Raw genomic sequence first — 13,145 nt, 5'->3', positions numbered from 1 at the left:
TTGCGGCAGATTTAGAATTAGTATAGACGCTTAAATTTCAGTATTTCTACTGAAAAGAACTAGGGAGTTTGTTAAACTCCAATTGAATTCTCAGTAAAACCACACTTGGACATAAAGCTAGGTCGAAGTTAGATTTTTTCAAGTTCGATTGTGTAAAGCTACCTTAAATCACCTAGCAAAATAGCCTTTTAACTTAAACAGAGAGAATTTTAATTTTATCAGATAGTCTTTTGTGTAGCTTTGCCTTTCACTTAAATTGAGTGCTTTTCCTTTGCACTCCTCACTATTTCAACAAATTAATCGCATTGGCAGAGGTAGGCAGAGCTTCAGATGCTAGATAAATACGTACAGCAAGAGCAAATTGAAAAACTCAAAATATTTTTGCCGGCTCAGAGCAAAAGTAAAGAACTCGCACCTTCTTTCAACTTAAATATTATTACGCAATTTTATCCACCAGACTATGCTGCTACAGGGCAACTCATTGAAGAACTAGCAGTGAATTTAGGACGACTAGGGATTCAAGTAAGGGTTTTTACCGGACAGCCAGGATATGCATTTAAAAAACATGCAGCTCCTAGTATAGAACGTTCTGAAAAAATCCTGATTCGGCGATCGCGCACTTCTCGAATGTGGAATGCACGGATTCGAGGCAAAGCCATTAATGGTTGCTTGTTCTTTTTCCGAGCTATCTTACACTTATTAAATAAAAAGAACCGTGGAGATCTCCTACTTCTAACCACTGCACCAGCCTTTTTACCAATTGTCGGCTACATAGCCAAACTCTTGTTTGGTATTCCTTACGTTTGTTTAATGTACGATTTATATCCTGATGTTGCAGTTGAGTTAGATATTTTTTCTAGGAAAAATTGGTTAGTAAAATGGTGGAGGTTACTCAATAAAAAAGTTTGGCAAAACTCAGAAAAAATTATTGTTCTCAGCTCAACCATGCGGGAGAAAGTTTTATCTCACTCTCCTGAAATGAGTGACAAGATTGTAGTTATTCATAATTGGGCTAATCCCAACTGGATTGTACCGATAGAAAAAGACAATAATTGGTTTGCGCAAAAGTACGAATTGGTCAATACTTTCACCGTGCAGTACTCTGGCAACATGGGTCGCTGTCACGAACTAGATACAATTCTAGAAGCAGCTAGACAATTGCAAGATGAACCAATTCAGTTTGTTTTCATTGGCGGAGGAGCAAAATTTCAATCTAGTCTTGAATGTGTCAAAAAACTCGGTTTAAATAACTGTCGCTTCTTACCCTATCAAGATAAACAAGACTTACCATATTCGCTAACAGCTTGCGATTTATCTTTGGTCAGTATTAGTCCTAAAATGGAAGGAATTGTCGCCCCGAGCAAGCTCTATGGCATTCTAGCAGCTGGTCGTCCCGTCGCTGCCATTTGCGAAACCCATTCCTATTTACGACATCTCTTAAGAGAAAGCGGTTGCGGTGCTGCTTTTAATTCAGGTGATGCCAGTGGTTTAGTTCAATTTATTCGCCGCCTAAAGAGCGATCGCGAACTTGTTAAACAAATGGGAATGGCAGGTCGGCAATATCTCCAATTCAATTTCACGCCAGAAATTATTGCCAAGCAGTACTCAAGCGTACTACAACAAGCAGTTCTAACAGCAAAGAGACGAATTGTTCGTTCTAGAAATAATAGCGTGGAAGCCGTGACAGAAGAAAGCTAAAGCTTACTAGAGCAGGGCTATTCCTGTTTTTTCCTTCATCAACTGCCTAATAACGACATGAATATGGAAGAGCAATATCGAACTCAGCATTTAGCAACAGAAAGAAATGGTAAGTACTCACAGATGTCATTGCCATCCTATGTTGCACACTACTCAGAGTTACCTCAAGCAGAAGAATGGAGTTTGTCTCAGCTCCTGGCAGTTGTACGTCGTCGAGCGCCGATTATCGCTAGTGTAGCGATCGCTTGCTGCGTTACTACCTGGGTATGGACATTAACTCAACCAGCCAAGTATGAAGGAAAATTATCGGTATTGGTAGAGCCAGTCAAGGCTGAAAATAAATTATCGGGATTATCAAACGTTCCAGTTGTGAATGCTAGCCCAAAAGGGCAAGAATCTTTGGATTACAATACACAGATTCTTGTTTTACGTAGCCCTGAAATTCTGGTTCCTATCGCTAAAAACATTTCGGTTCGTTATCCAGATATTAATTACGATTCTTTACTAGAGGAATTGAAAATTTCTCGCTATCAAGAAACAAAAATTTTAGAAGTTAGCTATCGAGATTCCAATCCAGAAAAAATTCAATTTGTTCTAGAGCAGCTAGCTAAAGGATATTTAAAATACAGTTTACAGGAGCAGCAAACAAATCTACGCCAGGGAATTCAGTTTGTTAATACTCAGTTACCTCAACTGCAAGCACGAGTCAACAGCTTGCAATTGCAATTACAAAGATTTAGAGAACAGTACAGCTTATTTTCCCCAGAAGAAAAAACGGGACAGCTATTTGAAAAATACAGCACTTTAGAATTTCAGAAATTAGAGATTCAAAAAGATTTAGCGGAAGCTCAGAAACTCTACAATGCATTGCAAAGTAAATCTGGTACTAAGTTAGCGCTAGAACTGGAAGCAAAAGCTCGTCATGGGGTGGGAACTTCGCAGCAACAATCAACAGTTGACCACTCTCAAAACTCGCTAGCGATCGCGGCTATAGATGAATCTTCTTCGCCCAGTCGTGCAATATCACCGCAAGCCCAGCAAGATGCTCCTCAATATCAGAGTTTACTCGCTCAGTTGCAGAATATAGATACTGAAATTGCCAAGAATGCAACTATTTATCGAGTAGATAGCCCGTACATTCAGTCACTGAAACAGAAACGGGAAAGTTTGCTGCCACTATTACAAAAAGAGGGAGTGCAGGCACTAGAAAATCAACGTACGTCAGTATTAAGCCAACTTTCCATACTCCAAGTCAGAGCAGCGAAGAATACCCAAGCACTCGATCGCTTAAATCGAGAAATCGACGGAATGCCAAATTTGGCACGTCGTTACACTGACTTACAGCGAGAGTTAGTTATTGCTACTGAAAGTTTGAACCGTTTTCTAGAAAGACGGGAGTCGCTGCAAATTGAAAATGCTCAAAAAGAGACTCCTTGGCAACTCATTTCACCACCTCAGCTACCTTCTATACCTATCTTTCCTAACGTTCCACGATTCCTCATCTTAGGCACGGTAGCTAGTATCTTAGCTGGAATTGGAGCAGCGCTACTCGTGGAAAGGCTCGATAATGTCGTTCATTCACCTGATGAGTTGAAAGAAGCGACAAAGCTACCAATATTAGGCATAATTCCTTTCCATAAAAACCTGGGTCAGCATCTGGCAGATGGAGAAACGAATCAGAGGCAAGAGAACAACAGGTCGCGTTTCAACAGAAATGCTTACGGTTACCACTATTTCCCTTTCTTAGAATCTTTCCGATCGCTGTATACTAACATCGGCTTTTTAGGTTCCGATACACCGATCCACTCTCTCGTCATCAGTTCTTCCGTCCACGCTGACGGTAAATCTACTATCTCAACTCACTTAGCCCAAGCAGCAGCAGCAATGGGACGCAGGGTGTTACTAGTCGATGCAGATTTACGCCTACCGCAGATTCATCACATTCTACATCTATCCAATGACACGGGATTGAGTAATGCAATTACAACTAACGTACCAGTTACCGATTTAATTCAGCGATCGCCTGCCTGGGAGAACTTGTTTGTTTTAACCGCAGGTCAAATTCCTCCCGATCCTACCAAACTGCTATCCTCTCACAAGATGCGCAACATCATGGAGCAGTTGCGGCAGCAGTATGACTTAGTGATTTACGACACTCCACCACTATTAGGTTTAGCAGATGCGAGTTTGCTTGCTCCTCTAACCGCAGGAATTGCGATCGTCACGCGGATGGATAAAACTGACCGTGCGATGCTAATGCAGACCCTCGATCAGTTAAAACTATCTCGCACTCAAGTTTTAGGTGCAATTTGTAACGGGGTGAAAGATTATAAAGCTACAACTTCTTACTATCACTACTACTATCAACCTCGGACTCGGGTAGCAGAATAGGTTCATTTTGGATACGCTGATTTTAGATTTTTGCTTGTGGGGTGTGCTACAGAATTGAATTCGCTCGACTATGTTAGCGCACTCTACTACTACTACCATTATGAGGGCTTAGAGCAATTAGATCTTCCACATTATGCGGGATATCGCTCTTTCATCACTCTAGGCAGAAGAAAATAAGAAATCGTCTTGCTTAGTATGATTGGAAATAAGAGTTCTAAAGAAACTCATTAAAGTGATGAGTTGCCAAAAACCAAAAGATAATAGCGGATTAGGAAAGACTTTCAACCACGGGTTAAGTAAATTGAATAAAACAAATGGTTGAATAATAAGACGCAAATTATTCAGTGAGTTTTTCCAACAAGTATCTGTATTCCACCACTCATAAGTGGCGAACTTAGAGATAAGATTGTCTAGATTGGGAGCGGCATTATCAGGCTCTGATTCTCTAGAGAGATTGAGTGTTTTTGAATGCAGGCTGAGCATCAAATAGGCACTCATTACCAATTCCCACCATTGCTGAATTTGTTTGTAATCTGTGACGCGACCATCAGCAATACTCACTCGTTTTTGCTTTGCTTCAGCCCGGATTCTATCCAGTTCCTTAACCCATAGATGTTCCCAATTTCCGGGAACTTTACACCTGGGATTTTTGTCATAACGTACCAAGTGGAATTTTCTGGTAGTTTATCTGGGTCAGTGGTAATAAGCCAGTATTGAACCTCTCGACGTTTACCGAAAATTAGCTCTCAAATCTATCGTATTTGCTTACTGCTATCTGCGAAGATTCGCTTCATAGCTCGCACAATTTTGCCTCACTGACTTGCTTTGAGGCAACCATTCTGCATGGTTACTACGAATTGCTATAGCATAATTTAGATGAAACTCATTTAAGACTCGGATGAAATTAGGATGGCTTTCTCCATACAGACTATCAGCTAACACTAGTTGAAATTGAAATCCTAATTGTGGCAAATATCGAATGATTCTCGCGGCGATTTGAGGTTTACTTTCATCTGGATCGTCTGAGCATAACCTTTCTTTTGGTTGAGATACTTCAACTGTCAGTGGAAATGTCATTCCCTCACACAAACCATATGCAGTGACTGCAACTATTCCAGGCTCAACCTTGCCTAAGTTTCCAATGTACTGCCGGTTGACATAATCAGTGGTATCTCCTTTCTTTTTAGCTCCTGTCTCATCAATAATTAGAACTCTTTCTCGTCCCGCCAACACGTCAAAAATAAGTTTGATCTTTCTTCTCGCAACTGCGCTGCTTCCCAGGGTGATTCTGTTAAGAAATGAAGTAAACCTGGCTCGTTACTGAATCCGACCAATGAGCGCAATTGCTGGTAATGATTTACGTTAGCTATCTGAAATCATCCCAACATGAAGATACTTAAATGCTTCAAAACTTCGCACCTGGAGGCAATAAATGTCTATTCCATTCACAATAATCGTCAACAAATTTGATAGTAGGTACAGCAACTCGCTTGCTCAATCATCGTCCTACTAAGGGGTAGCGACGCTTTATCCTATTATTTTCTCATAAGAGTGATGAAAGAGCGTTTGTGTTGCAAATAATATCGATCGGTAGATCGCAAGCATTGTGTCCGAAAGGTTCTTCAATTTCAGAACCGATTTGTTCAATACTTAATAAGACGAAACTAACAAAAGTAATAATGCTGCTAATAAACTAATTTATTTCTTTCACCATTTTTAGAGGAGCAACAAGGCAATAAACCAAAGCCAAATTTTTCAAAATTAATGGATCGATTGAAGGTAGTGGTGTTTTTAAGATACGTTCGCAACCTCCTAAAATATTTACTAACTGGTCTACTAATCTTTGCAGTGATGTTAATTGATAAATCTTTAAGCGATCGCGATCGTGTTGCTCCTGCAAATAACCTCCAATCCACAAGTCGCGAGTTAAGTTGCGTAGATGAATTGATGATTTGTCATTCGTCATTCGTCATTCGTCATTTGTTATTTGTGTAAGATTGATTGTTGGTTACTGACAACTGATAACTGATAACTGTCATACAATTGACCGTTAGCTATCTTTATGTTAGGAATAGCTACTTGTGCTAATGCACCCGAACCCCTGCTCTATCCTGACTCCTGCTGTGAAACGAAAATTTTGTTTGCTGCCCACTTCAGCATTATTATGGTTGCTAACTACAGCACCGTGGCTGACGTTCACTGCTGCTAATGCTCAACTTCAACCGCCTGTAACCCCAACCGTTGCGCCATCATCCGTACCGCAAAATGCCCCTAGCCTCCCCTCTACACCAAATGGGCTACTTGCAGCAGGCGATCGCATCTCCTTAAACGGTCGCATTCTATCCGCAGCTTGGCGACAGTGGAAAGCGCAGCCAGCCACAAATAGAATTCAAACGGCAATTAGCGATCTAGGATTGATGCAACTGGGCGTAGATTTACTGAATACTCAGGATGTGAACCGACAACCGATTCGGTGGTTTACGACTCCTGATGCTCCACCACTCGTCTCAAGCATCTGGCACAGTGGCACGTATCGTTATTTAGATCTATCTCAATTAGCAGCGAAAGTAGGTTGGCAACTGCAAAGCGAAGGTGACATTCTGCGAATTACTACGCCAGCCGCAAAGGTTACAGCGCTGCGCCAGGGTAAACAAACTTGGGGCGATCGCTTGGTAGTAGATTTAGATCGCCCTACACCCTGGCAACTAACACAACAGCGTTCAGTCACTAAACCGAAAGTGCCGCTTGCCGAACTCCCAGACGATCCAAAACAGCAATTACCATCTCAGGCAGTCTCCACCCTCTCACCTCCATATCAACAATGGAAAATTGCGATTGACGCTACCATAAACCCTGAGTTAGTCCAGCAGTTAAACGCTACTCTAGCCATCCAATTGCCAAAACGGAGTCAGATTTCACCGACTCCCCTGGTTAAATTAGGCACGAGTGCGAATCTCACGACGATCGATCTCAGCTTACCTGTGGGCATCTTTCCCCGCGTCAGTACCCTCAGCCAACCTAACCGCATCATTATCGATTTACGCCCCGATCCGATGGTAGAACGCGATATTCTGTGGGCTAGAGGCTTGCGTTGGCAACAAAAGTATATTAGTTTAGGTCGCGATCGCTTTCCCGTGACATGGTTAGAGGTCAATCCCCGCACTGCGGGGCTAGCCCTCAGACCAATTTGGAGTGCAGCAAATTCTCTGATTGGCACTGCCCCGATTTTGACCACCGCTCAACGTTACACAGCTGCTGCTGCTATTAACGCCGGATTTTTCAACCGCAACAACAAATTACCCTTGGGGGCAATTCGTCGCGAGGGGCGCTGGCTGTCTAGTCCAATTCTCAACCGAGGCGCGATCGCTTGGAACGATGCCGGACAATTTAAAATCGGTCGCTTGCAACGACAAGAAACAGCGATCGCTTCTACAGGGCAAAGTTTACCAATTGTCAATCTTAATAGCGGCTACATTCAAGCAGGAATTTCCCGTTATACCTCTGATTGGGGAACTACCTATACGCCCTTGACGAATAACGAAGCGATCGCGATCGTCCAAAATAATCAAGTTACCGCTAATCTTTCAGGCGGTTTAGCCGGAAAAACAGCCTTTCCCATCCCACTCAACGGTTACTTACTCGCATTCAGGACTGGTAGTACTGCTAACCTACTGCCTATTGGCACGCTGGTACGCTTGACCGATGGCACTGTTCCGACCGAGTTTGCTCAATACCCTCACGCGCTCGGCGCTGGACCATTATTAGTTCAAAACCGCCAAATCGTTCTCAACGCCAAAGCAGAAGGATTCAGCGATGCCTTCAGCCGCCAAACCGCCGTGCGTAGCGCTATTGGTGTCACGGCAACAGGGAACTTGCTCATTGCTACAGTTCACAACCGAGTTGGTGGGACTGGTTCTACTTTATGGGAAACCGCCAAGCTCTTGCAGCAATTGGGTAGTATTGATGCTCTCAATCTCGATGGAGGTAGTTCCACCAGCCTTTACTTAGGGGGACAACTCGTCAATCGCTCTCCTGTCACCGCAGCTCGCGTTCACAACGGGTTGGGAATTTTTCTAGAAAGTGAGTAGTGAGTGGTGGAAATGGAGTCGCTAGCGGCTAGTGACTGGTGACTAGAATTGCTTCCTTGTCCCCCTTGCCTCCCCTTGTCCTCCGACTCCCGACTCCCGACTCCCGCAGTTAGTAAGAATTTACTAGATGAAGATTATTTAAAGCTTAACGACTAGTAAGTAAAGAGTTGATGTAGCCCATACTAATCGGCAAGTTTACTGATGACACTCCTTGGAAGAAGTCTGCTATCTTGGGCTAAGGCTATACTCGACATACTATTGCTATTGCTGCGGTTATTACTGTCACTGTCTTTTGCTTTGGTTCCTTTTATTTTTAATAGTGGATAACAGTTATCAGGAGAAAAATTCATGGTTCAAACTCAAGAAACTTCCCAGGCTCACGCACCTACTCTACCGATTCCTACCGCAGTTGCTCCTAAAAGCGTTGCCGCTACGGAATTACGCCCTTGGGGTTCTTTTACGGTATTAGAAGAAGGGCGCGGATACAAAATTAAGCGAATTGAAGTGAAACCAGGGCATCGCCTCAGCCTGCAAATGCATCACCACCGTAGCGAACACTGGATTGTTGTTTCTGGTACTGCCAAGGTTTTGTGCGGCGATCGCGAAATTATGCTTTGTAACAACCAATCTACCTACGTACCTCAGTGTACCTCCCATCGTTTAGAAAATCCCGGCGCAATCCCCCTGATACTCATTGAAGTACAAAACGGAGAATACTTGGGCGAAGACGATATCGTCCGATTTCAAGATGACTATTCTAGGGGCTAGAAGTAGAAGATAAGGAGTATGGGGTAAGAGGTACAATTCCATATATACTCTTCGTGTCCTCCTACTGGTGCGCTCCCTGCTCCCTAGTTCAATGATTCAAATTAGTCCCTCTGCTGCTAAAGAAATTCAACGACTTCGATCTAAACAGAGCAACCCCGACGCTTTCTTTCGTTTGCGCGTGCAAGCTGGGGGTTGCTCTGGTTTGTTTTATGATTTGAGATTTGACCAGGCAACAGAGCAGGGCGATTGCATTCTAGACTGCAACGGTATTGTTGTAGCGATCGATGCCGACAGCTTAAACTACATTCAAAATTTAAAACTCGATTATTCCGAAGACTTAATGGGTGGGGGATTTCGCTTCTCTAATCCTCAAGCGATCGCGACTTGTGGTTGTGGCAACTCCTTTACTATGGAAGTAGACACTAAAGAATAGAGAGACGATATACTACATTTCTACTTTAGATAGTTAATAACTAACCACTGACAACTGTACGAGCGAGTTTTAACCAAAGGCATCTATTTGCTAAAGCCGCCCCTACGATAACTGACTCCTGTTTGACATAAATTTACTAAAATCGGTATAATTATAGATCGTTAAATTTAAGCAGCTAAAACTACGCGCTGTAAATCATGCCAACCATACAGCAGCTCATCCGTAACGAACGTCAAGTAGCGAAAAAGAAGACAAAATCCCCTGCTCTGAAACAATGTCCGCAACGTCGGGGCGTTTGTACAAGAGTATATACGACCACACCGAAAAAGCCCAATTCAGCTCTACGAAAAGTTGCTAGGGTTCGCCTAACTTCTGGTTTTGAGGTTACGGCATATATTCCTGGTATCGGACATAACCTGCAAGAGCACTCCGTCGTCATGATTCGTGGTGGTAGGGTAAAAGATCTACCAGGCGTGCGGTATCACATCATTCGCGGTACTTTGGACACCGCTGGAGTAAAAGACCGCAAACAAGGACGCTCGAAGTACGGAACTAAGAGACCAAAGCAGTAAGGTAATTCTGCTGCTGACATCATTGCGGTTATAGGATTTTTTACTTTTTTTGAGGTGAGATGCCTAAAACCGGAATGAAACTCAGCGCCAGCAGGCAAAATAACGGCATATCTAACTAGTAAACTTTACCTATCGTCATAATAGCTAAAGCTTCGGCTAAGCAAAAGTGCGATCGCGGCAACGCAATAAACGGTGTTAGATTTTTCAACTGCCTTGTGCTAGTTACCTCAAAGCCACCATGTCATGAAAACTTAGTTCTGTTGTTGCCAACCCCAATCAAACTAAACGTAAAGAATAACTTATGTCCCGTCGTGCTGTAGCGCAAAAGCGCCCCATCCCTTCCGATTCTGTATACAACAGTCGCCTGATTAGTATGATGATGCGCCGCGTTATGCGCAGTGGCAAGAAATCGCTGGCAGCAAGAATCATTTATGATGCGATGAAAACAATCGAAGAGCGTACTGGCAACGATCCGCTGGAAACTTTCGAGAAAGCCGTGCGGAATGCTACACCTTTAGTAGAAGTCAAAGCTCGTCGGGTGGGAGGAGCAACCTACCAAGTACCGATGGAAGTCAGACCAGAACGGGGAACGGCACTAGCATTACGCTGGTTGATCCAATTTTCTAGACAGCGTTCCGGTCGTTCTATGTCTATGAAGTTGGCGAACGAATTGATGGATGCTGCTAATGAGACGGGTAGTTCGATCCGCAAAAGGGAAGAGACTCACCGGATGGCTGATGCCAACAAAGCCTTTGCTCACTACCGCTACTAAAAAGTTGCTCGGAAAAAGCGATAAGACTAGGCAATATCCCCCTATTTTGGTGGCGGCTTTCCCTAAAAGTATAGAATCTTAACAGAGAGTAATATAGAGATACCTGCGGCAAAAACTACTCAAGGAGGTAGCTGTGGCACGTACCGTTCCGCTGGAAAAAATCCGCAATATTGGAATTGCGGCTCACATTGATGCGGGCAAGACAACAACGACAGAACGAATTCTGTTCTATTCTGGAATGATCCATAAGATCGGTGAAGTCCACGAAGGAACAGCGGTAACTGACTGGATGGCTCAAGAGCGGGAGCGTGGCATTACAATTACTGCTGCTGCGATCACCACCAACTGGAGAGACCATCAAATTAATATCATCGACACTCCTGGTCACGTAGACTTCACGATTGAAGTGGAACGCTCCATGCGGGTATTAGATGGCGTAATCACAGTCTTATGCTCCGTAGGTGGCGTACAGCCTCAAACAGAGACAGTTTGGCGACAGGCAGATCGGTACAGAGTGCCACGCATCATCTTTGTCAATAAGATGGATCGGACTGGAGCAGATTTTTACCGAGTATACAATCAGGTGCGCGATCGCCTCCGCACCAACGCAGTACCGATTCAGCTACCCATTGGTAGTGAAACCGACTTCAAAGGCATTATCGATCTCGTGCGGATGTGCGCTTACATCTACGGCAACGATCAAGGTACGGATATTCAAGAAGTTGATATCCCTGCCGATCTGCAAGAGCTAGCACAAGAGTATCGCACTAAGCTAGTTGAAGCAGTAGCAGAAACAGATGAAGCCTTACTAGAGAAATATCTAGAAGGTGAAGAACTGACTGAAGCTGAAATCCGTAAAGGGCTGCGACAAGGCACAATTGCGGGTACGATTGTCCCCGTATTATGCGGTTCTGCTTTCAAAAATAAAGGCGTGCAGCGCTTGCTAGACGGTGTTGTAGATTACCTGCCAGCACCTACAGAAGTTCCGCCAATTCAGGGAACGACAGTCAACGGCGAGACAGTCGAGCGCTTTGCTGATGACAATGCACCACTGTCAGCGCTTGCCTTCAAGATCATGGCTGACCCCTACGGTCGCCTCACCTTCGTGCGCGTCTATTCTGGCGTGTTGAAAAAAGGTAGTTACGTCCTCAACGCTACTAAGAACAAGAAAGAGCGAATTTCTCGTCTAGTAGTATTGCGAGCAGACGACCGGATTGACGTTGAAGAATTGCGTGCGGGTGACTTAGGTGCGGCATTAGGACTCAAAGATACCTTGACAGGTGACACTCTTTGTGACGACAGTGCGCCAGTCATTTTGGAATCTCTATTTATCCCAGAGCCAGTCATCTCGGTGGCAGTAGAGCCAAAAACCAAGCAGGACATGGATAAATTGTCCAAAGCGCTGCAATCTCTTTCCGAAGAAGATCCCACCTTCCGAGTACACGTAGATCCCGAAACCAACCAAACCGTAATTGCTGGGATGGGCGAACTCCACCTAGAAATTCTGGTAGACCGGATGCTCCGCGAATTTAAAGTGGAAGCAAACGTAGGAGCGCCACAAGTGGCTTACCGCGAAACCATTCGCAAGCACGTCACGAAAATAGAAGGGAAATTCATTCGTCAAAGTGGTGGTAAAGGTCAGTACGGTCACGTTGTCGTTGACCTAGAACCAGGCGAACCAGGCAGTGGGTTTGAATTTGTCTCTAAGATAGTTGGTGGTTCTGTACCCAAAGAGTACATCGGACCTGTAGAACAGGGGATGAAGGAAACTTGCGAATCTGGCGTACTAGCTGGGTATCCGCTGATTGATGTCAAAGCGACATTGACCGATGGCTCTTACCACGAAGTAGACTCGTCGGAAATGGCTTTCAAAATTGCTGGCTCAATGGCAATGAAAGCAGCAGTAGCAAAAGCATCGCCAGTGCTACTGGAGCCAATGATGAAAGTCGAAGTTGAAGTCCCCGAAAACTTCCTGGGGGATGTGATGGGCGACCTTAACTCTCGTCGTGGTCAAATCGAAGGCATGGGATCGGAACAAGGCTTATCCAAAGTGACTGCTAAGGTTCCGCTAGCAGAAATGTTTGGTTATGCTACAGATATCCGCTCGAAAACCCAAGGTCGGGGTATCTTCTCAATGGAGTTTAGCCATTATGAAGAAGTACCTCGCAACGTAGCTGAAGCAATCATTGCTAAAAGCAAAGGGACATAAATGGAGTTGTTAGCTGTTAGCTGTTAGTTAACCGCTAATCGCTAATTGCTAATTGCTAATCGCTAATCGCTTTTCATAAAAAAGGAACCGAGAACTCATGGCACGCGCAAAGTTTGAGAGAACTAAACCTCACGTCAACATTGGTACAATTGGTCACGTCGATCATGGCAAAACCACGTTGACGGCAGCTATCACCATGACCCTAGCAGCTTTG

At 44.1% G+C, this 13,145-nt stretch carries 9 protein-coding genes and 2 pseudogenes; 9 read left to right on the top strand and 2 right to left on the bottom strand.

All coding sequences use genetic code 11. The annotated features are described in order from the left end of the window. The first annotated feature begins 330 nt into the window (after positions 1–330). Both ACRC32_RS02740 and ACRC32_RS02735 read left to right on the top strand, forming a co-directional pair. The gene (locus ACRC32_RS02740) at positions 331–1,698 is read left to right on the top strand and encodes a glycosyltransferase family 4 protein (RefSeq protein ID WP_438552532.1); all 1,368 of its coding nucleotides are present in this window, start codon (positions 331–333) and stop codon (positions 1,696–1,698) included. Positions 1,699–1,755: 57 nt separating this feature from the next. Next, positions 1,756–4,089: a GumC family protein gene (locus ACRC32_RS02735; RefSeq protein ID WP_438552531.1), complete on the top strand. Its 2,334-nt coding sequence runs from the start codon at positions 1,756–1,758 to the stop codon at positions 4,087–4,089. A gap of 159 nt (positions 4,090–4,248) precedes the next feature. Here the strand turns inward: ACRC32_RS02735 and ACRC32_RS02730 are convergent. Together ACRC32_RS02730 and ACRC32_RS02725 are read right to left on the bottom strand one after the other, a co-directional pair. Beyond that, positions 4,249–5,587 (bottom strand): annotated as a pseudogene (locus ACRC32_RS02730) (IS701 family transposase). A gap of 45 nt (positions 5,588–5,632) precedes the next feature. Further along, a pseudogene (locus ACRC32_RS02725) lies at positions 5,633–6,055 on the bottom strand (bestrophin family ion channel). Between the two features lie 157 nt (positions 6,056–6,212). On the opposite strand from ACRC32_RS02725, the gene ACRC32_RS02720 reads away from it, so the two are divergent. From ACRC32_RS02720 to ACRC32_RS02690, 7 genes are all read left to right on the top strand, one after another. Continuing rightward, positions 6,213–8,177, top strand: coding sequence for a phosphodiester glycosidase family protein (locus tag ACRC32_RS02720; RefSeq protein ID WP_438552530.1), 1,965 nt, complete (start codon positions 6,213–6,215; stop codon positions 8,175–8,177). Positions 8,178–8,525: 348 nt separating this feature from the next. Beyond that, a complete protein-coding gene (locus ACRC32_RS02715; RefSeq protein ID WP_317109260.1) occupies positions 8,526–8,945 on the top strand; it encodes a phosphomannose isomerase type II C-terminal cupin domain in 420 nt (139 codons plus the stop codon). A gap of 91 nt (positions 8,946–9,036) precedes the next feature. Beyond that, positions 9,037–9,378, top strand: a complete 342-nt coding sequence (locus tag ACRC32_RS02710) for a HesB/IscA family protein (RefSeq protein WP_438552529.1) — start codon at positions 9,037–9,039, stop codon at positions 9,376–9,378. Between the two features lie 197 nt (positions 9,379–9,575). Then, positions 9,576–9,950, top strand: coding sequence for a 30S ribosomal protein S12 (rpsL, locus tag ACRC32_RS02705; RefSeq protein ID WP_015156710.1), 375 nt, complete (start codon positions 9,576–9,578; stop codon positions 9,948–9,950). A gap of 301 nt (positions 9,951–10,251) precedes the next feature. Further along, positions 10,252–10,722, top strand: a complete 471-nt coding sequence (gene rpsG / locus ACRC32_RS02700) for a 30S ribosomal protein S7 (protein WP_015156709.1) — start codon at positions 10,252–10,254, stop codon at positions 10,720–10,722. Between the two features lie 133 nt (positions 10,723–10,855). Next, positions 10,856–12,931, top strand: coding sequence for an elongation factor G (fusA, locus tag ACRC32_RS02695; RefSeq protein ID WP_438552528.1), 2,076 nt, complete (start codon positions 10,856–10,858; stop codon positions 12,929–12,931). 97 nt (positions 12,932–13,028) lie between these two features. Continuing rightward, the coding region (locus ACRC32_RS02690; RefSeq protein ID WP_438552533.1) for a GTP-binding protein at positions 13,029–13,145 on the top strand (117 nt) is incomplete at its 3' end.

The organism is Chroococcidiopsis sp., assembly GCF_051657925.1.
GTDB lineage: Bacteria > Cyanobacteriota > Cyanobacteriia > Cyanobacteriales > Chroococcidiopsidaceae > Chroococcidiopsis.
Note: the sequence above shows the minus strand (reverse complement) of the source record. Positions and strands in the feature narration are given on the sequence as shown.

What these genes read in the sequence shown, in the direction of transcription:
- ACRC32_RS02710 (WP_438552529.1), top strand. Translation starts at nt 9,037, where the DNA reads ATGATTCAAATTAGTCCCTCTGCTGCTAAAGAAATTCAACGACTTCGA.
- ACRC32_RS02715 (WP_317109260.1), top strand. Translation starts at nt 8,526, where the DNA reads ATGGTTCAAACTCAAGAAACTTCCCAGGCTCACGCACCTACTCTACCG.
- ACRC32_RS02735 (WP_438552531.1), top strand. Translation starts at nt 1,756, where the DNA reads ATGAATATGGAAGAGCAATATCGAACTCAGCATTTAGCAACAGAAAGA.
- rpsL (WP_015156710.1), top strand. Translation starts at nt 9,576, where the DNA reads ATGCCAACCATACAGCAGCTCATCCGTAACGAACGTCAAGTAGCGAAA.
- rpsG (WP_015156709.1), top strand. Translation starts at nt 10,252, where the DNA reads ATGTCCCGTCGTGCTGTAGCGCAAAAGCGCCCCATCCCTTCCGATTCT.
- ACRC32_RS02740 (WP_438552532.1), top strand. Translation starts at nt 331, where the DNA reads ATGCTAGATAAATACGTACAGCAAGAGCAAATTGAAAAACTCAAAATA.